Below are 26038 nucleotides of genomic sequence, written 5' to 3' on the forward strand. Positions count from 1 at the left end.
GGGCCATCAAGAAGACTTTCTGACGCGCAGGTACCACTCGCACAGCAGGCGCACCTGCTTGGCGGTGTAGCCCTTCTGCACCATGCGGTTGACGAAGTCCTCGTGCTTCTTGACCTCGTCGGCGCTGGCCTTGGCGTTGAAGCTGATGACCGGCAGCAGCTCTTCCGTGTTGCTGAACATCTTCTTCTCGATGACCACCCGCAGCTTCTCGTAGCTGGTCCACAGCGGGTTCTTGCCGCCGTTGTTGGCCCGCGCACGCAGCACGAAGTTGACGATCTCGTTGCGGAAGTCCTTCGGGTTGGCGATGCCGGCCGGCTTCTCGATCTTCTCCAGCTCGGCGTTCAGCGCGCCGCGGTCGAAGATCTCGCCCGTGTCGGTGTCGCGGTACTCCTGGTCCTGGATCCAGTAGTCGGCGTAGGTCACGTAGCGGTCGAAGATGTTCTGGCCGTACTCGGAGTAGCTCTCCAGGTAAGCCGTCTGGATCTCCTTGCCGATGAACTCGGCGTAGCGCGGCGCCAGCGCCTCCTTGATGTAGGCGATGTACTTCTGCTCGGTGTCTGCCGGGAACTGCTCGCGCTCGATCTGCTGCTCCAGCACGTACATCAGGTGCACGGGGTTGGCCGCCACCTCGGCGCTGTCGAAGTTGAAGACCTTGGAGATGATCTTGAACGCGAAGCGCGTGGAGATGCCGCTCATGCCCTCATCGACACCGGCGTAGTCGCGGTACTCCTGGATGGACTTGGCCTTGGGGTCGGTGTCCTTCAGGCTCTCACCGTCATAGACCTGCATCTTGCTGAAGATGCTGGAGTTCTCGGGCTCCTTCAGGCGCGTGAGGATGGCGAACTGCGACATCATCTTCAGCGTGCCCGGGGCGCACGGCGCCGCCGCCAGGGACGAGCCCCGCACCAGCTTCTCGTAGATCTTGATTTCCTCGCTCACGCGCAGGCAGTACGGCACCTTGACGATGTAGATGCGGTCGAGGAAGGCCTCGTTGTTCTTGTTGTTGCGGAAGGCCTTCCACTCGCTCTCGTTCGAGTGGGCCAGCACCACGCCATCAAACGGGATGGCACCGAAGCCTTCTGTGCCCTTGAAGTTGCCTTCCTGCGTGGCGGTCAGCAGCGGGTGCAGCACCTTGATGGGCGCCTTGAACATTTCCACGAATTCCAGCAGGCCCTGGTTGGCCAGGCACAGGCCACCGGAGTAGCTGTAGGCGTCCGGGTCGTCCTGCGCATAGGTTTCGAGCTTGCGGATGTCCACCTTGCCGACCAAGGCGCTGATGTCCTGGTTGTTCTCGTCGCCCGGCTCGGTCTTGGCGATGCCGACCTGCTTGAGGATGCTGGGGTAGCGCTTGACCACCTTGAACTGGCGGATGTCACCGCCGAATTCTTCGAGGCGCTTCACCGCCCAGGGGCTCAGGATGCGCTGCAGGTAACGGCGCGGGATGCCGTATTCCTTCTCCAGGATGGGGCCGTCTTCGTTGGGCTCGAACAGGCCCAGCGGCGACTCGTTCACCGGCGAGCCCTTGATGGCGTAGAACGGCACCTTCTCGGCCAGCAGCTTGAGCCGCTCGGCGATCGAGGACTTGCCGCCACCCACCGGGCCCAGCAGGTACAGGATCTGTTTCTTTTCTTCCAGGCCTTGCGCGGCATGGCGGAAGTAGCTCACCACCTGCTCGATGGCGTCTTCCATGCCATAGAACTCTTCGAAGGCCGGGTAGAGCTTGATGACCTTGTTGGTGAAGATGCGCGACAGGCGCGGGTCGTTGCGCGTGTCGATCATCTGGGGCTCACCGATGGCCAGGAGCATGCGCTCGGCGGCGGTGGCAAACGCGGTCTTGTCGCGCTTGCAGATGTCGAGGTATTCCTCGAGCGTGTATTCCTCTTCGCGAGTGCGCTCGTAGCGGGCGGCGAAGTTGCTGATCACATCCATGCTGACCTCCAAGTCATTGACCTGTCCATCAATGCCTGGTGATCCGCCGGCCTACCCGTCTGGTGAACCCGGCGCGACCACACAAGCATCGCCTTCACACCAAAGATCAAGGAAATCGCCCCATCGAGGTGGGTGGAGAAAGCTGCCTTTCGCCCACCAGATGGCGCGACCCGTTGCCCTTATCTTGCACCTTTTTTCCGAAGTGCGTGCGACACGGACACAACAATTCAGATGTTGCTGGTGGCCCGCACTTCTTCCATGCTCGTCAACCCTGTCAACACCTTCTCGATGCCATCCTGTCGCAGTGTTCTCATGCCCTCACGCAAGGCGTGTGCCTGAAGTTCATCCGGGCTGGCACCTGTCTGGATCAGGCGCCGTGTGTCGGCGTTCACCGCCATCAGTTCGTGGATGCCCACCCGGCCCTTGAAGCCGGTGTGGTTGCAGTGGTTGCAGCCCGCGCTGTGGTGATGTTGCAGCGCGCCATCGACGGCAAAGCGCTGCTGCCATTCGGCCAGCAATCCGTCGCGCGTGATGCCCATCTGCTCGGGCGGACAGACGTGCAGGTACTCGTCCAGCAAGCCTTGCACCTGCTCGTGCGTGGCGGGCTCTGACACCTTGCAAGCAGGGCACAGGCGGCGCACCAGGCGCTGGGCCAGCACCACCAACAGGGAGTCAGCGAAGCTGAAAGGGTCCATGCCCATGTCGAGCAAACGCGTGACGGTTTCCGGCGCGCTGTTGGTGTGCAGGGTGGACAGCACGAGGTGGCCGGTGAGCGCCGCTTCGATGGCCGTGCGCGAGGTCTCGGTGTCGCGCATTTCACCGACCATGATGACGTCCGGGTCGGCGCGCAGCAGCGCACGCAAGGCCTTGGCGAAGGTCCAGTCGATCTTCGGATTGACCTGCACTTGTCGCAAGCCGGGCTGGGTGATTTCGACGGGGTCCTCGGCCGTCCAGATCTTGCGCTCGGGCACGTTGATGAAGCTCAGCGCCGAGTGCAGTGTCGTCGTCTTGCCCGAGCCCGTGGGCCCCACGCACAGCACCATGCCGTAAGGCCGCTCCATGGCCTGCTGGAAGCGCGCCAGGTTGGCCGGGCTCAGGCCGATCTTGTCCAGCGGCAGGGGCCTGGCCGAGGTCAGGATGCGCATCACCACGTCTTCCAGGCCGTTGTTGGTCGGGATGGTGGCCACGCGCAGTTCCAGCCGGTGCTGGGGCATGAAGCGGGCGAAGTTGATCTTGCCGTCCTGCGGCTTGCGCTTCTCGGAGATGTCGAGGTCGCACATGATCTTGATGCGCGCGATGATGGCGCTGCGGTAGTTCGGCGGCAGCTCCAGGTAAGGCAGCAGCTGGCCGTCCTTGCGGAAGCGGATCTTGACCTTGTCGCGCCCGGCGTAGCTCTCGATGTGGATGTCCGAGACGCCCTGGTGGTGGGCCTCGATGACCATGGTGTTGATGAGCCGCACCAGGGAGTTGTCGCTTTGCTCGATGGGCTTGTCGTCGGTGCCGAAGCCCTGCCCTTCCTTCTCCAGGTCCTCGACGAGCTTGTCGGCGGCGAAGGGGTCACTCAGCTCGGGGGCGGGGATGTCGTGGTCCAGCGAAAAGGACACGGCCGAGACATCGGCCCCCAGCTTGGCATAGGACTCGCGGATGCACCATTCCAGCTGGCTTTGCGGCGCCAGCACGGGCACGACTTTGCACTGTGTGATGAACTCCAACTCCGACAGCACGAGGCGCTGGCTGGGGTCTTCCACCGCGACGATGAGCGCGCCCTCGCGCAGCAGCAGAGGCACCGCGCGCAGGCGGGCCGCCACGGTGAAGGGCACCTTGTGCAAGGCCAGCGGATCGACCGGGAACTTCTGCAAGTCCACCAGCGGGTAGCCCATCTTGCGGGCCAGGGCCGACAGCAGGTCGTGCCGGGAGATCAGCCCCAGGCGCACCAGCAGCTCGCCCAGGGGCACGGTGCGGTCGGACTGCTGCTGGCGCAGCGCGTCGGCGAGCTGGTCTTCGGAGATGAGCGACAGCGCGATGAGCGCCTCGCCGATGCGCACCATGGGCATGCGGCTTTGCTGCGCCAGCGCCACGACGAGCTGGTCCGGCGTGACCACCTGCTGGTTGAGCAGGATGTCGCCCAGCTTCTGGTTGCGCAGGCTGGCCTGCATGCCCACGGCCTGGTCCACCTGGGCGGCGGTGACGGCCTGATCGGCCACCAGGGCCTGGCCGATGGGCGGGCCGAACTGCGCGTCTTCAATCACCTCGCGCGGCACGAACAGGCGGGAGACGGCGCCGTGGGCGTCTTGCGGCGGGAACAGGAAAAGGCCGAAGGCGGTGTCGCTCCAGCCGATGGTCTGGCCACTGAGCTCGCCGCCACCGCGCAGGCGCAGGGTGTAGTCGGTCACAGGCCGTTGCGCCAGCTCGCTGGGCAAGGCCGCCAGCCCTTCCGCGCCTTGCATGGGCAGAACGCCGCGCTGCAGTTGCAGGCTGCGGAACTGGGTGAAACGCAGCGGCATCGTGGTGCGCGCCGGCGGCACCTGGATGTGCGCCACCTGCTCGTCGGGCACGAAGAAGATGAGCCGCCCGCTCATGACCCGGCCGTTGAGGCCGACGATGTCGCAGGGCTCGTGGTCGATCTGGGCGCGTGCGGGCGGGTAGCTGGCGAACGGCGGGGTGGGCCAACGGAAGCCCGAGGACTCGCCACTGGCGTCCACCACGGCGTCGGCGGCAGGCGTCAGGCTGGCCGCAGGCACGGGAGCCGGCGGCATGGCGGGAGTGAGCGGCGTGGAGGTGTCGGGCATGGCCAGGGGGCACGAGGTTGGCGGGAAGGCGCGCAGGCCGCCCCTCGGGTCATGCTATGAAAGCACCCGCTGGCTGAAGCTCGGAAAAGCGGTGGAAAGCCGGTGAAAGCGCCGCGGTCAGAAGTCCAGCGGCTTGAAGTCCAGCAGCATCACCGGCTCGATGCGGCCCTGCTCGTTGAGGGGCAGCACCTCGGTGCGGTCGAGCGCGCGCAGCACGGCGGCGTCCCAGGCCGGCACGCCGGAGGGGACCAGGATCTTGCGCGAAACGATGCGGCCATCGGGCGCGCAGCGCACCTCGACCTGGGCCAGCGGGTTGCCGTTGATGGCGTCGGTGAAGACGACGTTGGGCTTGATGCGCGCGATCAGCCGGCCGATGTAGCTCTTGCTGGGCCCGGCCGATGCGGCAGCCCGCCCTGCCCCGCCCGGCCCGCCGCCGAGCTCGGACATCATCCGCGCGAGGTTGGCCTGGCGCAGGGCTTCGCGCTCGGCGGCGCTTTGCTTGTCGGCCTTGGGGTCGGCCTTGGGGTCGGGCTTGGTTGCGGGCTTGCTGTCTGGCTTGGCCTCGGCTTTGGACGGGGTTTTCGCGTCGGCCTTGCGGCTGGGCTTGGGCGGCGTGGTGTCGAAGGTCTCCTTCGGCTCCTTGCGCTTTTTCTCTTTGGGCTCTTTCTTGGGCGGCGTGCGCTCGGCCACGATGTCGGGCTTGGTCTCGACCTTGGGCTCGGCCTGCGGGGCGGGCTTGGGGGCCGGCGGAGGCTCGACCTGGGGCGGCACGGGCTTGGGCTCAGGGGCGGCCTGCGGCGGAGGCGGCGGTGCGGCAGCCGGGCCGGCGGCGCGCGGGATCTCCGACCACACCTCGGCCTCCACGGCCACCTCGGTCTGCACCTTCCAGTTCACGACCAGGGTCAGGGCCAGCACCAGGCCCAGGTGGGCCAGCACGGCCAGCGACACGCCGGGGCCCCAGCGATCGTCCTGGCGCGGACGCCAACCCGGCCCGCCCTTGATGGCGACCGCACCGATGGGGTCTTGGCCCTGACCAGCTGCCACCGCCTCAGCCTCCCGTGGTCCGCACCGACAGGCCCACACGGGCCACACCGGCGCGTTGCAACACGTCCATCACGTGCACGACGGACTCGTAGCGGATGTCCTTGCGCGCGCTGATGATCACCGGCACGCCGTTCGGGCCGCCTTCGGCATCGGCCTGCACGGCCTTGACCTGCTCGGGTAGCTCTTTCAAGGACAGGCGCTGCCACTCGGCGCGGTTGACGCGCATGCGCACGCGCTCGTCGTCATCGAGCACCACCTCGACGACCTTCTCCGGCGCCTGTTTCGCCTTGCCGATGCTGGGCAGGTCCACCACCCCCGTGGGCAACAGCGGCGCACTCACCATGAAGATGATCAACAGCACCAGCATCACGTCGATGAAGGGCACCATGTTGATCTCGTTGCGGGTGCGCCGGCGTCGGCCGCCCCGGGCGTTGAGTTCGGCCATGGTTCAGCGTCCCTGCGGCTGGCGCGCGGCCTGCAAGGCGGCCTGCAGACCCGCATCGGCGCCACCTGCCGGCATGGCCGTTGCGACCGGGGCAGCAGGCGCGGCATTGCGCGCCAGGATGTTGGAGAACTCCTCGATGAAGGACTCCATCTGGATGGCGATGCGGTCGATGTCACGCGCAAAGCGGTTGTAGGCCAGCACCGCGGGGATGGCCGCGAACAGGCCGATGGCCGTGGCCACGAGTGCCTCGGCGATGCCTGGTGCCACCGTGGCCAAGGACACCTGCTGCACATTGGCCAGGCCCGTGAAGGCGTGCATGATGCCCCACACCGTGCCGAACAGACCGATGTACGGCGAGACCGAACCGACCGAGCCGAGGAAGTCCAGGCGGGACTCGACCACGTCCATCTCGCGCTGGTAGCTGGCGCGCATGGCGCGGCGGGCGCCGTCCAGCAGCACATTGACGTCGGTGACGCGGCGCTCACGCTGCTTCATGAACTCCCGCATGCCGGCGGCGAAGATGCGCTCCTGCGGCGAGGCCGGGCCATTGCCGCTGCTGGCATCCTGGAAGAGCTCCTGCAGGGTGCGTCCGGCCCAGAATTCGCGGTCAAAGGCATCGTTGTCCTGGCGCACGCGCTTGAGGCCCAGCACTTTGGCGAAGATGATGCTCCAGCTGGTCAGCGAGACCAGCATCAGGATGGCCATCACGATCTGCACCACCACGCTGGCGTGCAGCACCAGGTGAAGGATCGACAGGTCTTGGTTCATGGGGCGAGGGCTCCGTGGTCGGCCTGGGGTTCAGGCTGGGGTGTGGGCGGGGGTGTCGGTGGAGGTGCCAGCGTTCGCAGGCAGCGGCTCGGGCAGGCAGCCCAGGATGCGTTGCGGGATGCGGCCTGGGCGCAAGACAGGCTCGGCTGCATCGGCTGCATCGGCCACCACGGCCTGCACCCAGCCGATGCGGATGCGGCCACTGACCAGCAAGATGCCGTTGCGCCAGACCTCTTGCGCGAACACGACGCTGGCGCGGCCGCGCTCGACCACGGCCACCGTCACGTTGAGCAGGTCGTCGAGGCGCGCGGGCTGCAGGTAGCGCAACTGCGTGTCGGCGACGACGAACATGCCCTCGCCGCTGCGGCGCATGCCCTCCTGGTCGAAGCCCAGGGCGCGCAACCACTCGGTGCGGGCGCGCTCCATGAACTTGAGGTAATTGCCGTAGAAGACGATGCCGCCGGCGTCGGTGTCTTCCCAATAGATGCGCACCGGGTGCTGGTGGTGCCAGCGGCCATCGGTGGCGCGGGGGGAGAGGTCGGGCGCGTTCATGAACCGGCATTATCCCCGTTCGGGCACCGCGCCCGCCGGCAACCGCCCAAGCACCTCAGGCTTCACGCATCTTTGCGCCCAGGCTCAGGCCATGTCGGGCGGCATCACGGCGTGCAGCACCACCTGCTCGTCGCCTTCGCGCTCGCGCGAGCGCAACCACCACACGGCGCCTTTGCGCACCGACCAGGGCTGGTCCTGGCCCGTCAGCAGGCGCGCCGCCAACAACCCCAGCGTGGGCTGGTGGCCGACGATGAGCACCGGGTCGCGTGAGACCGGCCAGCGCGCAGCGGCCAGCAGGTCATCGACGCTGGCCAGCGGGTTGAGGGTGTCCAGCGTGCGCACCTTGCGGCCCAGGGCCGCGGCGGTTTGCTGGGTGCGCAGCGCCGGGCTGACCAGCACGCGGGTGGTGTCGGGCAGGCGCTGGTTGAGCCACTCGGCCATGCGCTCGGCCTGGCGCTGGCCCTTGGGCGTCAGCGTGCGCGCGAGGTCACGTTCCAGCTCGAACGGCAGCACCGTTTCGCCATCTTCTGCCAGCAGCATTTGCGCCTGCGCGTGGCGCCACAGGATCAGGTCCATGCCCCATCCTCCCTTGGTTTTTCATTGGCGCCGCAGTGTACGGACGCCCTGTGGCAGGCGCGTGGCAGCGCGGTCACACCGTGGCACACCGCCATGGTGATGCTCAGGCCTGGCCGCGGTGACGCGCCATCAGGGCACGCTGGGCGCTGTGGCCGCCGGGTTCGTTGATGCGCTCGTAGCGGCCATCGCTGAGCTGGCGCCAGGCGTCGCGGCCGTCCAGCAGGTAGGGCACCAGGCATTCGTCGATGACGCGCTGGCGCAGCGCCGGGTCGCGCACCGGCCAGGCCGCCTCGATGCGCCGCGTCATGTTGCGGTTCATCCAGTCGGCACTCGACAGGTACAGGGCCTCTTCGTAGTCGTCGTTGCCCCAGCGGAAGTACAGCACGCGGGTGTGCTCCAGCATGCGACCCACCACCGAGCGCACGCGGATGCGGTCGGTCAGGCCTTCCAGGCCCGGCGGCAGGATGCAGGCGCCGCGGATGATGAGGTCGATGTCCACGCCCGCCTGACCGGCTTCGATCAGCGCCCTCACCAGTGGCTCGTCGGTCAGCGCATTGCACTTGACGACGATGCGCGCCGGGCGCCCCGCACGGGCCGCATCGGCGCAGCGCGCCATCAAGCGCAGCATCTGGTCCTGCAGGCTGAAGGGCGCCAACTGCAGCAGGCGCGTGGACTTCATCTGCGTCAGGCTGGAGAGCTGCTGGAAGACGCGGTCCACGTCGGCCGTCATGTCCGGCTGGCTGGTCAGGAAGCCCACGTCGGTGTAGAGCCGCGAGGTCTTGGGGTTGTAGTTGCCGGTGGACAGGTGCGCATAGCGGCGCAGGCGCGCGCCTTCGCGGCGCGTCACCAGCATCATCTTGGCGTGGGTTTTCAGGCCGACGATGCCATACACCACCTGCGCACCCAGCGCTTCGAGGCGCTCGGCCCAATTGATGTTGGCCTCTTCGTCGAAGCGGGCTTTCAGCTCCACCACGGCCAGCACCTCCTTGCCGCGGCGCACGGCCTCCAGCAGCAACTCCATCAGCACGGACTCGCTGCCCGTGCGGTAAATGGTCTGCTTGATGGCCAACACATCGGGGTCATAGACCGCCTCGCGCAGGAACTGCACGACCACGTCGAAGCTCTGGAAAGGGTGGTGCAGCAGGCAGTCGTGGTGGCGCAGGTGCTCGAACAAGCCTTGCTGGGGCAGCTCGGCCGGCCAGGCAGGCTCGTAGGGCGCAAAGCGCAGCGCGTCGGCATCGGCCTGGTCGATCAGCTGGGTCAGGCGCACCAGGTTGACCGGTCCGTTGACCATGAAGAGGGCCTGCGGCGGCAGGCTGAACTGCTCCAGCAGGAAGTCGGACAGGTCGGCCGGGCAGGAACGCACCACCTCCAGGCGCACCGACTGGCCGAACTGGCGCGTGCTCATCTTGGAGCGCAGCGCCTCGCGCAGGTCGGTCACGTCGTCTTCATCGACCTCCAGGTCGGAGTCGCGCGTCAGGCGGAACTGCGAGAAGGCCTTGATCTCGCGGCCCGGGAAGAGCTCGTCGAGGTGCGCGCGGATGACGCTGGACAGCAGCACGAAGCCCTGTTGGCCCTCCGGCATCAGCGTTTTGGGCAAGGCGATGACGCGCGGCAGCACCCGCGGGATGCGCACGATGGCGATGTCGTTGTCGCGGCCAAACGCGTCCATGCCCCCTAAGCGCACGATGAAGTTCAGCGTTTTGTTGGCGACCTGCGGGAAGGGGTGCGCCGGGTCCAGGCCGATGGGCACCAGCAGCGGGCGCACCTGGCGGCGGAAGAAGTCGGCCACCCACTCGCGCTGGTTGGCGTTGCGGTCGGCGTGGTTGAGGATGAGGATGCCCGCGTCGTGCAGCTTGGGCGTGACCACCTCGTTGAAGATCTGGTACTGCTCTTCGACCAGGCGGTGCGACTCGCGCGAGACCTCGGTGATGTAGGCGGCGTTGATGCCGGTGCCGGGCGTGCGGGACGCCTCGATGACATCGGCGTAGCGGACTTCAAAGAACTCGTCGAGGTTGGAGGACACGATGCAGATGTAGCGCAGGCGTTCCAGCAGCGGGACATCTTCACGCTGGGCCTGGGCCAGCACGCGGCGGTTGAATTCGAGGATGGCCTGCTCACGGCCGAGCAGCTTGACGCGGGGTTGGTCCAGCACCTGGGTGGGAATCGTGTTGTTCATGTACGCAAAAATGAGCCGAATAACGCCAGCAGCTCCATTCTACGGACCCCGGTACATGGAAATGATGACATTTTGACGAACCTCAGTGCGCCGACTCCCAATTGGGGCCCGAGCCCACCTCGGCCACCAGCGGCACGCGCAGCTGCGCCACGCTGGCCATCAGGCGCGGCACCGCTTCTGTCACCCAGGCCAGTTCGGCCTCGGGCACCTCCAGCACCAGTTCGTCGTGCACCTGCATGATGATTTTCGAGGCGCGGCCTTCGGCGTCCAGCGTGTCCTGCACGGCCACCATGGCCAGCTTGATGAGGTCGGCCGCCGTGCCCTGCATGGGCGCGTTGATGGCGGCCCGCTCGGCTCCAGCGCGGCTGGGGCCGTTGGGGCTGTTGATCTCGGGCAGCCACAGGCGCCGACCGAACACGGTTTCCACGTAGCCCTGGGCCTTGGCCTGGGCGCGGGTGTCGTCCATGTAGCGCTTCACGCCGGCGAAGCGGTGGAAATAGCGCTCGATGTAGGACGATGCCGCCGAGCGCTCGATACCGAGGTTCTTGGCCAGGCCATGGGCGCTCATGCCGTAGATCAGGCCGAAGTTGATCACCTTGGCGTAGCGGCGCTGCTCGCTCGACACCTCGTCCACCGGCACGCCGAACACCTCGCTGGCGGTGGCGCGGTGCACGTCCTGCCCTTCAGCGAAGGCGCGCAGCAGGTTTTCGTCTTGCGAGATGTGCGCCATGATGCGCAGCTCGATCTGCGAGTAGTCGGCCGACACGATGAAGTGGCCCGGCGGCGCGATGAAAGCCTCGCGGATGCGGCGCCCCTCGGCCGTGCGCACCGGGATGTTCTGCAGGTTCGGGTCGTTGCTCGACAAGCGCCCCGTCACCGCCACGGCCTGCGCGTAGTTGGTGTGCACCCGGCCCGTTTCGGCATTGACCATCAGCGGCAGCTTGTCCGTGTAGGTGGACTTGAGCTTGGCCATGCCGCGGTACGCGAGGATGCGCGCGGGCAGCGGGTAGTCCTCTGCCAGCTTTTCCAGCACCTCCTCGTTGGTGGACGGCGCGCCCGTGGCGGTCTTCTTGACGACCGGCAGGCCCTGCTTGACGAAGAGGATTTCGCCCAGTTGCTTGGGCGAGCCCAGGTTGAAGGGCTGGCCGGCCAGCTCGTAGGCCTCCTGCTCCAGCTGCACGATGCGCTGGCCCAGCTCGTGGCTTTGCTGCTGCAGCAAACCGCTGTCGATCAGCACGCCGTTGCGTTCGATGCGCTGCAGCACGCGCGAGGTGGGCAGCTCGAAGCGCTGGTAGATGTCTTTCAGGCCCGGCTCGGCCTCCAGCTTGGGCCACAGCGTCTGGTGCACGTGCAGGGTGAGGTCGCTGTCTTCGCAGGAATAGTGCGCCGCGCGGTCCACGGCCACCTGCGCGAACGGGATCTGCTGTGCGCCCTTGCCCGCCACGTCCTCGTAGCTCAGGCCCATGCGGCCGGTGTAACGCAAGGCCAGGTCGCCCAGGTTGTGCTTGCGGTGGGCCTCCAGCACATAGCTCTGGAGCATGGTGTCGTGCACGTAACCGCGCACCGCGATGCCGTGGTTGGCCAGCACGTGGGTGTCGTACTTGATGTTCTGGCCGATCTTCTGGCGGTCGGCGGCCTCCAGCCAGGGCTTGAGTTTGGCCAGCACCTCGTCGAGTGGCAATTGCGCGGGCGCATCGGGGCCTTCATGGCGCAGCGGGATGTAGCACGCATGGCCGACCTTGTCGCTGAACGACAGCCCGACGATGCGCGCCTTCATGGGCTCGAGCGAGTCGGTCTCGGTGTCAAAGGCCACCACGTCGGCCGCGTAAATGCGTGCGCGCCAGGCGTCGAACACGGGCCAGGTGAGCACGGTGTCGTAGCGGGTGTCCACCTGCACGCCTTGGGGCGCGGCCGGGGCATCGGCTGTGGCGCCATCCGCATCGGCTGAAGCATCGGCAGCAGCGCCGAACAGGTCGCCCGTGTCGGTGTCGCTCTTGGGCTTGGCTTTGGTGGCTTGGCTGGATTTGGCCGATGTGGCCACGGCGGTCGCGCCGCTGCCGGCTGCATCGCCCCGCAACAGGCGCTCGACCTCGACCTTGGCACTGCGGAAACCGAAGCGCGTGTAGAAATCCAGCAAACCGGGCAGGTCCGGCGCCTTGAGCGCCAGTGCGTCCAGCGAGGGCCAGGCGGGCACGTGGCCGTCGAGGTCGCAGTCCAGCTTGACGGTGATGAGGCGGCGGCCTTGCGGCAACCAGTCCAGCGCCTTGCGCAGGTTTTCGCCCGTTGCGCCCTTGAACGCATCGGCGGCGGCCATGATGGCGGCCAGCGAGCCGTGCTCCTGCAACCACTTCACGGCCGTCTTGGGGCCGACCTTCTCGACGCCCGGCACGTTGTCCACCGTGTCACCGATCAGGGTGAGGTAGTCGATGATCAGCTCGGGCGGCACGCCGAACTTGGCCACCACGCCGGGGATGTCCAGCACCTCGGGCGGCTTGGCCATGGTGTTGATCAGCGAGACGTGGGGATTGACCAGTTGGGCCAGGTCCTTGTCGCCGGTGGAGATGACCACCCGATGCCCCGATTCGGCCGCCACGCGGGCCAGGGTGCCGATGGCGTCGTCGGCTTCGATGCCGGGCACCTCCAGCACGGGCCAGCCCAGCAGCTTGACGACCTCGTGGATGGGTTCGATCTGCGAGCGCAGGTCGTCCGGCATCGGCGGGCGGTGGGCCTTGTACTCGGGGTACCACTCGTCGCGGAAGGTCGGGCCTTTGGCATCGAACACGCAGACGGCGTGCTCGGCATCGATGTGCTCGCGCAGCCAGCCCATCATGTTCACCACGCCGTGGATGGCGCCGGTGGCCACGCCGCCGGGCCCGCGCAGGTCGGGCATGGCGTGGAAGGCGCGGTAGAGGTAGCTGGAGCCGTCCACCAGCACCATGGTGGGGCGGCTGGGTGTGGCTTGGGGGCTCTGAGGGGTGTCCGGGGCAGTCATGCCCCGGATTGTGACCGCGGTTTGCGCGCCTGCTGCGCCCAGGTCAGGCCGAGATCAGAACTCGGCCATGCCGCCCACGGACAGCAGGTACTGGCTGTTGTGGCCCTTGAAGAAGGCGTCCACGGTGGAGATCAACTTGATGTCTCGCGTCAGGCGGAAGGCCAGGCCGGCGCCAAGGTAAGGAGCCGTGTTGTGCTGCTTGCTGCGCACCACCGTGTTGTTGAGCAGGACGCGGTCGTTGGTTTGCTCCAGCGAACCCCAGCCGATGCGGATCTGGTTGGTGAAGTCCTGGATCAGCTCGACTTCCCAGTTGATGTTGAGGGTGAAAGCACGCACGCTGCGCTCTTCGGAGGCGTAACCCGTGGCCTGGGCGGCCGCGTTGGCGTTGGTGCGCGTGGTCTTGCCGAACATGAAATAGTTCACTTCGGCGGCCAGGCCAGGGGTCAGGCGCTTGCCGGCGAAGATCTTGCCGCTGAAGGTGGCGCGGTCACAGGTGGCATCGCACTGCCAGTTGTTGATGCCAAAGCCCGCAGTGCCACCGACATAGACACCCAGCGGTGCGCTGGCCGGCTGCAGCACTTGGGCCTGGGCGGACACGCCGACCGACATCAGCAGGGCGGCCGCCACGGAGGCCAGGGAAAGGGGCGAGCGAGTGACAGACGCGTTCATGATGACAGGGGCTTCCTCGGTATCGGTTGAGTGGGTGTGTCTCTGCGGTGGTCCGCTGATGACAGAATCCGAGTGAGTCTGCCACAGCGACTCCTACAATCCTGTGCTTGCCGGAGGCCCGATCCTGAGGGTTTACGCCAAGGGAAGGGGCATTGGGAGCGCCCACACCTTCCTTTGGGGGAAGGGTTCACGCACCCCGCCCGCCCGCTGTCAGAAATTACCCCCGAGCAACCTGCCCGACACTGTCCCATGGCCGTTTTCACCGAAGTCACCCCCGCCGAAGCCGGCGCGCTGTTGTCCACCCTGGGCCTGGGCGCCTTGCAAAGCCTGCAAGGCATCCACTCGGGCATCGAGAACACCAACTACTTTGTCCACACCGACCAGGGCGACCATGTGCTGACCCTGTTCGAGCGCCTGAGCGCCGAGCAACTGCCCTTCTACCTGAACCTGATGCAGCACCTGGCCGCGCGCGGCATCCCGGTGCCGGCACCGCAGGCCAATGCACAAGGCGAGATCCTGCACAGCCTCAAGGGCAAGCCGGCCGCGGTGGTGACGCGCCTGAAGGGCCGCAACCAGATGGCGCCTGAGGCGGCCGATTGCGCCCAGGTGGGCGCCATGCTGGCGCGCATGCACCTGGCCGGTCAGGACTACCCGGCCCAGCAACCCAACCTGCGCGGCCTGGCCTGGTGGGTCGAGACCGTGCCCGTGGTCAAGCCCTTCCTGACCCCGACCCAGACCGAGCTGATCGACACCGAGCTGGCCTTCCAGCAGGCCCTGGCCGCCTCGCCCGAGTGCCAGGCGCTGCCGCGCGGTCCCATCCACGCCGACCTGTTCCGCGACAATGTCATGTTCGACGGCCCCACCCTGTCGGGCTTCTTCGACTTTTACTTCGCCGGCTGCGACACCTTCGTCTTCGACATCGCCGTGTGCCTCAACGACTGGTGCATCGACCTGGCCACCGGCGCGCTCGATGACGCCCGCGCGCAGGCCTTTGTGGCCGCCTACGACGCCGTGCGCCCCTTGACCGACACCGAACTGCGCCTGCTGCCATCCCTGCTGCGCTCGGCGGCCATGCGCTTTTGGCTGTCGCGCCTGTGGGACTTCCACCTGCCCCGCGACGCCGCCATGCTCCAACCCCACGACCCCGCCCATTTCGAGCGCGTGCTGAGCCTGCGCCGCCAGCAGCCCTGGGCCTACCAGCGCGCGCAGCGTTCACAAGGCAAAGCCTCCAACCAAGGCGCATCGGCATGAAACTGCGCATCGTGCCCGCCTCCAGCGGCCTGAACTGGATGCGTCAGGGCCTGCAGGTCCTGCGCCGCCAGCCGATGAACTTCATGGGCCTGGTCGGCATGCTGATTGGCGCAGCCCTGCTGCTGGCCACGCTGCCCTTGCTGGGGCCGCTGCTCGTGGTGGGCGTCATGCCCGTCGTGTGGATGGGCTTCATGCTGGCCACGCGGCGCACGATCCTGGGCGAGCGGGTCACGCCCGGCGTGCTGATCGAGGCCGTGCGCGCGCCCGACGCCCCGCGCAAGACCTTCCTGCAGCTCGGTGGCGCCTACATCGCGGCCGTGCAACTGATGATGCTGCTGGCGTCCTGGGTGGGCCCGGGCGCCGAAGCCGTGGCCGACGCGATGGCCGCCATGCAGGACAGCACCGAGCTGGTGGTCAGCCCCGTGGTGCTGGAAGACATGCTCTGGCGCATGGCCCTGCTGATGCCGGTGTCGCTGGTGTTCTGGCACACCCCGGCCCTGGTGCTGTGGGCACGCCTGCCCGTGGGCAAGGCGCTGTTCTTCAGCGCCGTGGCCACCTGGCGCAACCTGGGCGCCTTCGTCATTTACGGCCTGTGCTGGCTGGGCGCGCTGTTCACGCTGGGCCTGCTGGACCGCCTGCTGCTGAGCGCCATCCCCGTGCCCATCCTGGCCAATGCCCTGGCCTTCGCCGGTGCGCTGGGCCTGGCGGGCGCCTTCTACGCCTCGCTTTACTTCACCACGGTGGACTGCTTCGAGTCGCCGCAGCCAGGCCAGGAAGACGGCGAAGCGTCCATCCCGCCCATGGCCTGATCAGCCGCTGTCATCAGCTGCTCAAGCGGCTGACGCCCTCCAGCGGGCAGGCATAGATGGCGTTGCGCAGGGCCGCGATCGCTTCGTAGCGGGTGAAGCTGCGCCGCCAGGCCAGCACCACGCGGCGCGTGGGGGCCGGCTCCTCGAAGGGGATGTGCACCAGGTGCGGGTGCGGCTCTTTCGGCACCGACAGGCTGGGCACCACGGTCACGCCCATGCCGGCGGCCACCATGTGCTTGATGGTTTCCAGGGACGAACCCTCGAAGCTCTTGCGGATGCCTTCGGCGTCGCTCGAAAACCGCGCGAACTCCGGGCAGACCTCCAGCACGTGGTCGCGGAAGCAGTGGCCCGCGCCCAGCAGCAGCATGGTCTCGCGCTTGAGCTCCTCGGCACCGATCGCTTTGCGCGAAGCCAGGTGGTGCGTGCGCGGCACGGCCACGAGGAAGGGCTCGTCGTAGAGCGGCGCAATCGCCAGGTTGCTGTCGATGAAGGGCTCGGCCAGGATGGCGCAGTCCAGCTCGCCGGCGCGCAGCATCTCCAGCAGCTTGACGGTGAAGTTCTCCTGCAGCATCAGCGGCATCTGTGGCACGTGCTCGATGCACGAACGCACGAGGTCGGGCAGCAGGTAGGGGCCGATGGTGTAGATCACGCCCAGGCGCAGGGCACCGGCCAGCGGGTCCTTGCCGCGCTTGGCGATCTCCTTGATGGCCTGGGCCTGCTCCAGCACCGACTGGGCCTGGCGGATGATTTCCTCGCCCAGCGGCGTGACGCTGATTTCGTTGCTGCCGCGCTCGAAGAGCTTGACGTCCAGCTCCTCTTCCAGCTTCTTGACGGCCACGGACAGCGTGGGCTGGGACACGAAACAGGCTTCGGCGGCGCGCCCGAAATGGCGTTCGCGGGCGACGGCCACGATGTAGCGGAGTTCAGTCAACGTCATGGGAACGCATTGTGGTGCAAGTCAGGCCCGCAGGTCAGGCCGTGGGTCAGGCCTTCAAGTACTCGGCCTTCTGCCCCAGCCAGCGGTGGATGTGGCGCTGCGCCGCCGCCGGGTGGTGCTTGAGCATCACCGCCGCGGCTTGCTGCACACGCGCCAGCATGGCCTGCCCCTCCCCTCCGTCCTCGGCCAGGTCGCCCACATTGGCGAAACGCAGCAGGGCCGCGCCCGATTGCCGCGAGCCCATGAACTCGCCGGGCCCGCGGATGTCGAGGTCGCGCCGCGAGATCTCGAAGCCGTCGGTGGTCTCGGCCATGGCGCGCAGGCGCTGCTTGCCCGAGTCCGACAGCGGCGAGGCGTAGAGCAGCACGCACACGCTGGCCACCGCGCCCCGCCCCACCCGGCCGCGCAACTGGTGCAGCTGGCTCAGGCCAAAGCGCTCGGCGTGCTCGATCACCATCAGGCTGGCGTTGGGCACGTCCACGCCCACCTCGATGACGGTGGTGGCCACCAGCACGCTGAGCTCGCCACGCGAGAATCGGTCCATCACCTCGGCCTTCTCGGCGGCAGGCAGGCGCCCGTGCAGCAGGCCCACGCCGAAGCCGGGCAAGGCATCGCTGAGTTCGATGTGGGTGTGGGTGACGTTGCTGAGGTCCAGCGGCGGGCGTTTGTTGCTGTTGCGGCCAGCGGCCACGTCGGCGGCCTCGTCGGTGGCTTCGGTTTCGTCGATCAGCGGGCAGACCCAGTACACCTGCCGGCCCTTGGCCACCTCGTCGCGGATGCGCTCGATGACCTCCTCGCGGCGCGTGTCGGCGAAGACCTTGGTGACGATGGGCGTGCGCCCCGGCGGCAGCTCGTCGATGGTGCTGACCTCCAGGTCGGCCAGGTAGGTCATGGCCAGGGTGCGCGGGATGGGCGTGGCGCTCATCATCAGCAGGTGGGGCTCCAGGTCGGTGGCCTCCAGCTTGCGGCGCAACTGCAGGCGCTGGGCCACGCCGAAGCGGTGCTGCTCGTCGATGAGGGCCAGGCCCAATCGGGCGAACTCGACCTGGTCCTGGATGACGGCGTGGGTGCCCACCACGAGCTGGGCCTCGCCCGAGGCCACGGCCGCGAGCTGCTCGCGCTTGGCCTTGGGCTTGAGGCTGCCCGTCAGCCAGGCCACCTTCACGCCCAAGGGTTCGAGCCAGCCCACCAGCTTGCGGAAGTGCTGCTCGGCCAGGATTTCCGTGGGCGCCATCAGCGCGCATTGCCAACCCGCCTCCATGGCGATGGCGGCTGAGAGCGCCGCCACCACCGTCTTGCCCGAGCCCACATCGCCCTGCAACAGGCGGTGCATGGGCTGCGGACGGGCCAGGTCGATGGCGATTTCCTCGCAGACGCGGCGCTGCGCACCGGTGAGCTCGAAGGGCAGCACGCCCAACAGCTTCTCGTGCAGGCCGCCCGTGCGCAGCGGCAGCACCGGGGCTTGGAGGTGGGCGCGCTCGGCCTTGGCCTGCAAGCGCGAAAGCTGCTGGGCCAGCAACTCCTCGAACTGCAGGCGCTGCCAGGCGGGGTGGCTGTGCTCGCTCAAGCCCTCGATGGACGCATCGGGCGCGGGGAAGTGCAGCTGCTGCAAGGCCTGGCGCAGGCTGGGCCAGTGCGCGGGCAGCATCGCCGCCACGGCCGAGGGCAGCACCTCGTCGAGTGGTGCGCGGCGCAAGCCAGCCTCCACGGCCTTGCGCAGGTAGCTTTGCGGCAGGCCGGCACCGGCCGGGTAGATGGGCGTGAGCGAGGTGGCCAGCGGGGTGGCGTCGCTGACGGTGCGCACCGTGGGGTGGACCATCTCGCGACCGAAGAAGCCCACGCGCAACTCGCCGCGCACGCGCAGGCGCACGCCGGGCGCCCAGGCTTTTTGCTGCGAGCCATAGAAGTTCAGGAAGCGCAGCTGCAACTCGCCCGTGCCGTCGTCGAGCTTGACGAGCAGCTGGCGCCGACCGCGCATCTCCACGCGGTTCTCGCTGACCACGCCCTCGACCTGCACCGTCTGGCCGTCGCGCGCCTGGCGCAGCGGGGTGATGGCGGTTTCGTCCTCGTAGCGCAGCGGCAGGTGCAGGGCCAGGTCGATGTCGCGCACCAGGCCCAGGCGGGCCATGGCGAGCTGCGGCGCCGAGGCCTTGGCAGATGCCTTGGACGCGGCCTGGGTGTCGGCAGACGCGGACTGGGCAGAGGGGGGTCGGGTCGCCGGCGTGCGCGCCACAGGGGGTCTCCTGAACGGAAGGTGTGGGCGCCATTGTGCTCGCGCCAAACGGCTCTCTCGGCCCCCCCTGGCAGACACCCAAGCGTCACGCAAGCGCCCTAAGGTGGCACACACCTTTTCACACCGAGGAGACCCCATGTCGCAACCCCTGCGCAAGCTGCTGGCCCTGTCGGCCGCCTTGTTCATCGCCGCCCCCGGCCATGCCGCCGACACCGACCGCGCCCTGGAGCGCGCCGAACGTGCCGAGCGCACCGAGCGTCAATCGCAAGCCCTGCCCCTGGTCATTGGCCACCGCGGCGCTTCCGGCTACCTGCCCGAGCACACCCTGGAAAGCTACGCCCTGGCCATCGAGCTGGGCGCCGACTACGTCGAGCCCGACCTGGTCGCCACGAAAGACGGCCACCTGATCGCCCGCCACGAGCCCAACATCGTCAACACCACCGACGTGGCCGACCGGCCCGAGTTCGCCTCGCGTCGCCGCATCGCCGTGGTGGACGGCGCGCCAGAAGAAGGCTTCTTCGCCTCCGACTTCACCCTCGCCGAAATCAAGACCCTGCGCGCCAAGCAGGCCTTCGGTGAGCGCCCGCAGCAGTTCAATGGACAACTGTCCATCCCGACGCTGCAAGAGGTCATCGCCCTGGTCAAGCGCAAGACCCTGGAGAAAGGCCGCGTCATCGGCATCTACCCCGAAACCAAGCACCCCACCTATCACCAGGCCCTGGGCCTGCCGCTGGAAGGCCGCCTGCTGAAGGTGCTGACGCAAGCCGGCTGGAACCACCGCCACGCCCCGGTGTTCATCCAGTCGTTTGAGCAGGCCAACCTGATCGCCCTGAGCAAGATGACCTCGGTGCGCCTGATCCAGCTGATCGACGCCAACGACGTCAACCCCGATGGCTCGCTGGATTTCACCGCCCCCTTCGACCGCCCCTACGACTGGACGGCATCGGGCAAGCCCGAGCTGCTGTCGCGCACCTTCGGCTACCTGACGACCGATGCTGGCCTGAAGGAAGTGGCCAGCTACGCCCACGGCATCGGCCCCTGGAAGCGCTACATCGTCTCGACCGTCGCCAACCCCGACGGCACAGGCCCTGGCGAAGCCAAGCTCAAGCTGGCCGAACCCACCGACCTGATCGACCGCGCCCACGCCGCCGGCCTGAAGGTGCACACCTGGACCTTCCGCAACGAGCAGCGCCGCCTGGCCGGTGACTACGCGGGTAACCCCATCAACGAGTACCTGCAGTTCTACAAGCTGGGCATCGATGGCGTGTTCTCCGATTTCGCCGACACCGCCGTGGTGGCGCGTGAAATGCTGAAGCTGGAGCGCCGCATGGCGGCGCAGCAAGCGGACTGATCGCCGCACAAGCCCCTGAGAAGCCGCCGTGTGCGGCTTCTTTCATTTGCGCAACGCAGAAAGCAGCGCGGCCCGCAGGCAGCCCTGCCCCGCCATCAAAATGCTCATTTTGACCACATGAACATCACCCGAGCGGCACTCACACTGGCCACCTTGCTGCCATGCCATGCATGGCCTGCGCCAACCACATCGCCCAACCCGGCCATGCTGGTGCCTGGCACCTACCGGACAGTTGAAACGATCCGTGGCGACTTGAACAAGGACGGGCACGAAGATGTGGTCCTCCTGGTCAAGGCCACCGACCAGAAAATGGTGGTCACAGGCGATGACGGCAAGCCGCTGGACCGCAACCGCAGGGGATTGATCATCGCTTTCAAAAAGGGCCCATCCTATGACGTTGTCCTGAGCAACCTCCAGTGCTTTTCCTCTGAGAACGAAGACGGCGGCGTTTACTTCCCGCCCGAGTTGGAAGTGAGGATCGACAAAGGCAACTTTTACATCGGGTACAGCCACGGACGTTACGGCCACTGGCGCTACAACTTCCGATACCAGAACGCCGGCTTCGAACTGATCGGCTACGACAGCAGCAGCCATCACGGACCGGTCGTGGAACGCGCTCTGAGCGTGAACATCCTCGCCAACAAGGTCGTCCGAAGGGTCAACACAAACCATGCTGCGCAAGGTGGCGACGAACGGTTCAAAGAGATTCGCTCGACCATCCAGAGGCCCAAGACCATCAGGCTGGGCGACATCCCAGACTTCGACGAACTGTCCGTTGAGCGAACCCTGGGCATCTCGCCATGATCGCCATGAACGCCTGCCCGAACGACAAGCCTGCGCGACGGCCAGCCCACCCAGGCGCAGTCGCGCGCGGCCAACGGCGTGCTGCACCACGACACCGCCCCCCCGATGCGAGGCTGCCAGTGCACCGAATGGAGGATGGCGAGAGGGGCGTCAAAGTGTTAAAAAATTGGCCGCGCGGGGGTGTGGGTGTTCACACGCACCGTGCCACCCACGCCATCCGAGGCAGGCCAGTCCCAGGCTGATGGGTTGAAGGCTTGGTGGCTCAACCGCAATCAAACAAGAGGAGATCACATGAACCACAAAACCACAGGCGCCCTGCTGGCGCTGACCCTCGCCTCGTCCAGCGCGCTGGCAGCGTGGCCCAACATCACGGTGTCTTACCTGCAGCCAACCGGCGTTGCAGAGGCCAACACGCCCATCGAGATGTGGGTGCGGGTGACGGCCGACCGCGAGATCGGCACAGCCGCAGGCTTCCCCTTCGGCTTCGACGTGGCCGACTTGCCCAAGACGGAAACCGTCTACGACTTCTCGACCAACACCCGCAAAACCTACACGTTCGCCAGCTACACCTCGCTGAGCATCATCCCCGGCTGGAGCTGCACGCCCCGGTGCGATCCGCCTGGCTACACCTTTGAATCGTTCTATGCGCCAGCGTCGAGCACAGGCCCTCGGGCCTTCACCAACCTGGCCGGGAGCGAGCGCTTGCTCACGGGTGACTTCCTGGTGGGCAGCTTCACCCCGGACGGCAGCGTGACCTCGGGCACCGTGACGTTCTCGCTGGTGCCCGCCCTCAACTTCAACGTCCAGGGCGTTGCCACCGACGGCACGCAGCTCAACGCCTACCTCGGCCCGGCGAACGGCTTCAACGCCTGCCCGTACGACCAGCGTGACACCTGCAGCTTCACCCGCACCATCACCTCGGTGCCCGAGCCTTCCAGCCTGTGGCTGTGGGGGCTGGGGGTGATCGGGGTGGGCGCGGCGCGGCGCTTGGGCGGCAGGCGCGTGTGAGACGTCATGAAAGGGATTCATTGCATCGCCTTGGCAGCTTTCCTCGTGCACGCGCAGGGACAAGCCAATGAGGCTGACATCGCGCTGGGCCAGCAGTGGGCCAGATGTGCGCAGAAGGCGAAAATCTTCAGCAAGGCGAGCAAAGGCGCTGAGGAGGCCAAGAAGTGGAAAGAGATCGCCGCGGTGCATTTCATCTACGCAGAAGCGGCCATGGGAAGCGAGGCCGTGCAGACCGAGATGCTCAAAACCGAAGCCGACTTTGCAGTGAGCTCGGCGCTCACCAACAAGGGCACGGCCACAGCCTATCTTTCCAGCCACAGCAAACAGGCCGCGGCTGACATCGACGCGTGTGTGGTGTCGCTGGGCCAACACGGCAGCAGGTTCGGCACCAAAGTCGATCAGTTGCTGAAGGAGTTCAAGGCTCGGGAATCACGACCCAATTGACATCTGAGGCCCTGGCCCCTGCTCTGTACACCCGCACCGTCTCATGGACAAAACCTGCACCATCTGCGGCCGCCCGTCCCCTGCCGCGGCCATGATCTGCGGCGCCTGCCGCTCATCGTCTTTCCGGTCAAGCAACGAGCCGCATGTGCCCAACGAGGTGCCGCGCGGCGTGCGGCTCAAGAACGGCATGGTCTCGGTGGCGCTGGTCTGCTACGGCGCCTTCAGCCTTTGGCGCAATGACCTCTACCTGCCACTGGGCAGCCGGCCCAGCGCCTACCCGCGGCCCGGCATCCATTTCCAGAACACCTCGCTCACGCTGGTGATCATCGCCATGGCGTTTGCCGTGATCCATCTGCTGGTCGTCATCCTCGACCACCACGACCACAAGCCCAACGAACGCGTTTACCGCTTCCTCGGGCAAGCCGCCAAGGTGCTGGGCATGGCCTTCTTCGTGCTGGCCTATGTGCTGGACCTGATCGTGGACGGGCACCGATGAAAAAGGCCGAGGCAGCCATGCCGCCCCGGCCTTCACCTCACGGCCTCGCCGACATCAACCCAGATCGAAGCGGTCCAGGTTCATCACCTTGGTCCAGGCGGCCACGAAGTCGGCCACGAACTTCGCACCGGCGTCGGCGCTGGCATAGACCTCGGCCAGTGAGCGCAGTTGCGAGTTCGAGCCGAACACCAGGTCGGCCACTGTGGCCGTGGCCTTCACCGCACCGGTCTTCGCATCGCGGCCTTCCAGCACACCCTCGGCAGCGGCGGAACGCTGCCACTTCGTGCCCATGTCGAGCAGGTTCACGAAGAAGTCGTTGCTCAGGGTGCCGGGGCGCTGCGTGAAGACGCCGTGCGCGGCGTCGTCCACGTTCGCACCCAGCACGCGCAGGCCACCCACCAGCACCGTCATTTCGGGCGCGGTCAGCGTCAGCAACTGGGCGCGGTCGATCAGCAGCTCGGCCGCCTGTCCGGCCAGGCCGGGCTGGGCGTAATTGCGGAAACCATCGGCCTGAGGCTCCAGCACGGCGAACGAGGCGACGTCGGTCTGGTCCTGCGATGCGTCGGTGCGGCCCGGGGCGAAGGGCACGGTCACGCTCTGGCCGGCGGCCTTGGCAGCGGCTTCCACACCGGCATTGCCCGCCAGCACGATCAGGTCGGCCAGCGACACCTGCTTGCCACCCGTGGCCTGGGCGTTGAAGGCCTTCTGGACGGCTTCCAGCTTGGCCAGCACCTGCGCCAATTGCGCCGGCTGGTTCACGGCCCAATCCTTTTGCGGGGCCAGGCGGATGCGGGCGCCGTTGGCACCGCCACGCTTGTCGCTGCCGCGAAAGGTCGAGGCCGAGGCCCAGGCGGTGGACACCAGCTGAGACACGCTCAGGCCCGAGGCCAGCACGTCGGCCTTGAGTTGGGCCACGTCGGCGGCATCGACCAGGACGTGGTTGACTTCGGGCACCGGGTCTTGCCAGATCAGCACTTCGGCAGGCACCAGCTTGCCCAGGTAGCGGGCGCGCGGGCCCATGTCGCGGTGGGTGAGCTTGAACCAGGCGCGGGCAAACGCATCGGCGAACTCGGCCGGGTTGGCGTGGAAGCGGCGCGAGATCTTCTCGTAGGCCGGGTCGAAGCGCAGGGCCAGGTCGGCCGTGGTCATCATGGGTTGGTGGGACTTGCTCGGGTCGTGGGCATCGACCACGGTGCCGGCGCCGGCGTTGCCCTTGGGCTTCCACTGGTGGGCGCCAGCGGGGCTTTGGGTCAGCTCCCACTCGTGGCCGAACAGGGTGTCGAAGTAGCCGTTGTCCCAGGTGGTCGGGTTGGGCTTCCAGGCGCCTTCGATGCCGCTGGTGGTGGTGTGCGCGCCCTTGCCGCTGCCGAACTGGTTGATCCAGCCCAGGCCCATGGCCTCGATGGGCGCGGCCTCGGGCTCGGGACCGACCAGGGACGGGTCACCCGCGCCGTGGGCCTTGCCGAAGGTGTGGCCGCCGGCCACCAGGGCGACGGTTTCCTCGTCGTCCATGGCCATGCGGGCGAAGGTTTCGCGGACATCGCGGGCCGAGGCCACCGGGTCGGGCTTGCCGTCCGGGCCTTCCGGGTTCACGTAGATCAGGCCCATCTGCACGGCGGCCAGGGGGTTGGCCAGCTCGCGGTCACCGCTGTAGCGGCTGTTGGCCTTGTCGCTGGTGGCCAGCCATTCGGCCTCCAGGCCCCAGTTGATGTCGGCCTCGGGCTCCCAGATGTCGGGGCGGCCACCGGCGAAACCGAAGGTCTTGAAGCCCATGGTGTCCATGGCGACGGTGCCGGCCAGCACGAACAGGTCGGCCCAGGAGAGCTTTTGGCCGTACTTCTGCTTGATCGGCCACAGCAGGCGGCGGGCCTTGTCGAGATTGCCGTTGTCCGGCCAGCTGTTGAGCGGGGCGAAGCGCTGCGAGCCTGAACCCGCGCCACCGCGGCCGTCGTGGATGCGGTAGGTGCCGGCGGCGTGCCAGGCCATGCGCACGAACAAGGGGCCGTAGTGGCCGTAGTCGGCCGGCCACCAGTCCTGCGAGTCGGTCATCAGGGCCTTGAGGTCAGCGACGACGGCGTCGAGGTCCAGCGTCTTGAAGGCTTCGGCGTAGTCGAAGGCCGCGCCCAGGGGGCTGGACTGCGCGCCGTGCTGGTGGAGGATGCCCACATTGAGCTGGTTGGGCCACCAGTCGCGGTTGCCGCGGGCGCTTTGCGTGGCCTGCGTGGCCGCAGCGGCGTGGAAGGGGCATTTCGCTTCGTTGGACATCGGTGTCTCCTTGTGGGCTGATCGGGGGGCTTGGGAAGGGATGCAGGCAGTCTAGGAGGCCGAGGCTTTTTCCTCAATCTGGGAATTGCTATGGCCGCCATAGGGGCCACTGACCGCAGCGACGGCGCGAGCTTGTCAATGCTCCAACACTTCAAGTAAAATGGAATCATGCAAGATGAAGACATCGTCAAAGCCCTCGGGGCGCTCGCCCAAGCCCACCGACTGCGGGCCTTCCGCGCCCTGGTAGTCGCCGGTCAGGGCGGTTTGACGCCCGGCGTGCTGATGGAACGCCTCGACATCCCCGCCAACACCCTCTCCTTCCACCTCAAGGAGCTCACGCACGCCGGCCTGGTCACGCAGACCCGCGACGGGCGCCACCTGATCTACCGCGCGGCCTTCGAGCGCATGAACGCGCTGCTCGGTTTCCTCACGGCGAACTGCTGCGAGGGTGCGGACTGTGCCGTCCCGACCACCGCACCCTGCGATTGCTGACCACA

At 67.2% G+C, this 26038-nt stretch carries 21 protein-coding genes; 8 read left to right on the plus strand and 13 right to left on the minus strand.

Annotation, left to right across the window (positions count from 1 at the left end; translation table 11 throughout):
- Window positions 1-6: 6 nt before the first annotated feature.
- The 10 genes from EV672_RS04090 to EV672_RS04135 form a co-directional block, all read right to left on the minus strand.
- A complete protein-coding gene (locus EV672_RS04090; protein ID WP_133606594.1) occupies window positions 7-1929 on the minus strand; it encodes a PrkA family serine protein kinase in 1923 nt (640 codons plus the stop codon).
- 227 nt (window positions 1930-2156) lie between these two features.
- Complete coding sequence (locus tag EV672_RS04095) at window positions 2157-4718, minus strand: GspE/PulE family protein (RefSeq protein ID WP_341770441.1); 2562 nt, start codon at window positions 4716-4718, stop codon at window positions 2157-2159.
- A 117-nt stretch (window positions 4719-4835) separates the two neighbouring features.
- A complete protein-coding gene (gene tolA, locus EV672_RS04100) occupies window positions 4836-5762 on the minus strand; it encodes a cell envelope integrity protein TolA (protein WP_133606595.1) in 927 nt (308 codons plus the stop codon).
- A gap of 4 nt (window positions 5763-5766) precedes the next feature.
- Window positions 5767-6207: a biopolymer transporter ExbD gene (locus tag EV672_RS04105; protein ID WP_133606596.1), complete on the minus strand. Its 441-nt coding sequence runs from the start codon at window positions 6205-6207 to the stop codon at window positions 5767-5769.
- A 3-nt stretch (window positions 6208-6210) separates the two neighbouring features.
- Complete coding sequence (tolQ, locus tag EV672_RS04110; protein WP_133606597.1) at window positions 6211-6975, minus strand: protein TolQ; 765 nt, start codon at window positions 6973-6975, stop codon at window positions 6211-6213.
- A 30-nt stretch (window positions 6976-7005) separates the two neighbouring features.
- A complete protein-coding gene (locus EV672_RS04115; RefSeq protein ID WP_133606599.1) occupies window positions 7006-7527 on the minus strand; it encodes a YbgC/FadM family acyl-CoA thioesterase in 522 nt (173 codons plus the stop codon).
- 84 nt (window positions 7528-7611) lie between these two features.
- Window positions 7612-8103 (minus strand): SixA phosphatase family protein, encoded by a 492-nt coding sequence (locus EV672_RS04120; RefSeq protein ID WP_133606601.1) that lies wholly within the window; start codon window positions 8101-8103, stop codon window positions 7612-7614.
- 103 nt (window positions 8104-8206) lie between these two features.
- Complete coding sequence (ppk1, locus tag EV672_RS04125) at window positions 8207-10282, minus strand: polyphosphate kinase 1 (protein WP_133606603.1); 2076 nt, start codon at window positions 10280-10282, stop codon at window positions 8207-8209.
- Between the two features lie 82 nt (window positions 10283-10364).
- Complete coding sequence (polA, locus tag EV672_RS04130; RefSeq protein WP_133606605.1) at window positions 10365-13274, minus strand: DNA polymerase I; 2910 nt, start codon at window positions 13272-13274, stop codon at window positions 10365-10367.
- 54 nt (window positions 13275-13328) lie between these two features.
- Entirely contained in the window at window positions 13329-13943 is a 615-nt protein-coding gene (locus EV672_RS04135) for an outer membrane beta-barrel protein (RefSeq protein WP_133606607.1), read from the minus strand.
- A gap of 249 nt (window positions 13944-14192) precedes the next feature.
- Between EV672_RS04135 and EV672_RS04140 the strand changes: the two genes are divergently transcribed.
- Both EV672_RS04140 and EV672_RS04145 read left to right on the plus strand, forming a co-directional pair.
- Complete coding sequence (locus EV672_RS04140; RefSeq protein ID WP_133606608.1) at window positions 14193-15194, plus strand: homoserine kinase; 1002 nt, start codon at window positions 14193-14195, stop codon at window positions 15192-15194.
- Window positions 15191-16003: a BPSS1780 family membrane protein gene (locus tag EV672_RS04145; protein WP_133606610.1), complete on the plus strand. Its 813-nt coding sequence runs from the start codon at window positions 15191-15193 to the stop codon at window positions 16001-16003. Before EV672_RS04140 ends, EV672_RS04145 begins: the two co-directional genes overlap by 4 nt.
- Before the next feature lie 13 nt (window positions 16004-16016).
- Here the strand turns inward: EV672_RS04145 and EV672_RS04150 are convergent, their stop codons facing one another.
- Both EV672_RS04150 and recG read right to left on the minus strand, forming a co-directional pair.
- Window positions 16017-16940 (minus strand): LysR substrate-binding domain-containing protein, encoded by a 924-nt coding sequence (locus tag EV672_RS04150; protein ID WP_133606612.1) that lies wholly within the window; start codon window positions 16938-16940, stop codon window positions 16017-16019.
- 46 nt (window positions 16941-16986) lie between these two features.
- Complete coding sequence (gene recG, locus EV672_RS04155) at window positions 16987-19173, minus strand: ATP-dependent DNA helicase RecG (protein ID WP_243738513.1); 2187 nt, start codon at window positions 19171-19173, stop codon at window positions 16987-16989.
- A gap of 136 nt (window positions 19174-19309) precedes the next feature.
- Between recG and EV672_RS04160 the strand changes: the two genes are divergently transcribed.
- From EV672_RS04160 to EV672_RS04180, 5 genes are all read left to right on the plus strand, one after another.
- Entirely contained in the window at window positions 19310-20524 is a 1215-nt protein-coding gene (locus EV672_RS04160; protein ID WP_133606616.1) for a glycerophosphodiester phosphodiesterase, read from the plus strand.
- A gap of 117 nt (window positions 20525-20641) precedes the next feature.
- Window positions 20642-21328, plus strand: coding sequence for a hypothetical protein (locus EV672_RS04165; protein ID WP_208110706.1), 687 nt, complete (start codon window positions 20642-20644; stop codon window positions 21326-21328).
- A 291-nt stretch (window positions 21329-21619) separates the two neighbouring features.
- Window positions 21620-22336 carry a PEP-CTERM sorting domain-containing protein gene (locus EV672_RS04170; RefSeq protein WP_208110707.1) on the plus strand — a complete coding sequence of 239 codons (717 nt, stop codon included), beginning with the start codon at window positions 21620-21622 and terminating at the stop codon, window positions 22334-22336.
- A gap of 6 nt (window positions 22337-22342) precedes the next feature.
- Complete coding sequence (locus EV672_RS04175) at window positions 22343-22780, plus strand: hypothetical protein (protein ID WP_133606618.1); 438 nt, start codon at window positions 22343-22345, stop codon at window positions 22778-22780.
- Between the two features lie 43 nt (window positions 22781-22823).
- The gene (locus EV672_RS04180; RefSeq protein WP_133606620.1) at window positions 22824-23276 is read left to right on the plus strand and encodes a hypothetical protein; all 453 of its coding nucleotides are present in this window, start codon (window positions 22824-22826) and stop codon (window positions 23274-23276) included.
- Between the two features lie 54 nt (window positions 23277-23330).
- Here the strand turns inward: EV672_RS04180 and katG are convergent, their stop codons facing one another.
- Entirely contained in the window at window positions 23331-25541 is a 2211-nt protein-coding gene (gene katG, locus EV672_RS04185) for a catalase/peroxidase HPI (RefSeq protein ID WP_133606622.1), read from the minus strand.
- 168 nt (window positions 25542-25709) lie between these two features.
- On the opposite strand from katG, the gene EV672_RS04190 reads away from it, so the two are divergent.
- Complete coding sequence (locus tag EV672_RS04190; protein WP_133606624.1) at window positions 25710-26033, plus strand: ArsR/SmtB family transcription factor; 324 nt, start codon at window positions 25710-25712, stop codon at window positions 26031-26033.
- The last annotated feature ends 5 nt before the right edge of the window (window positions 26034-26038 follow it).

The organism is Aquabacterium commune, from assembly GCF_004362855.1.
Lineage (GTDB): Bacteria > Pseudomonadota > Gammaproteobacteria > Burkholderiales > Burkholderiaceae_C > Aquabacterium > Aquabacterium commune.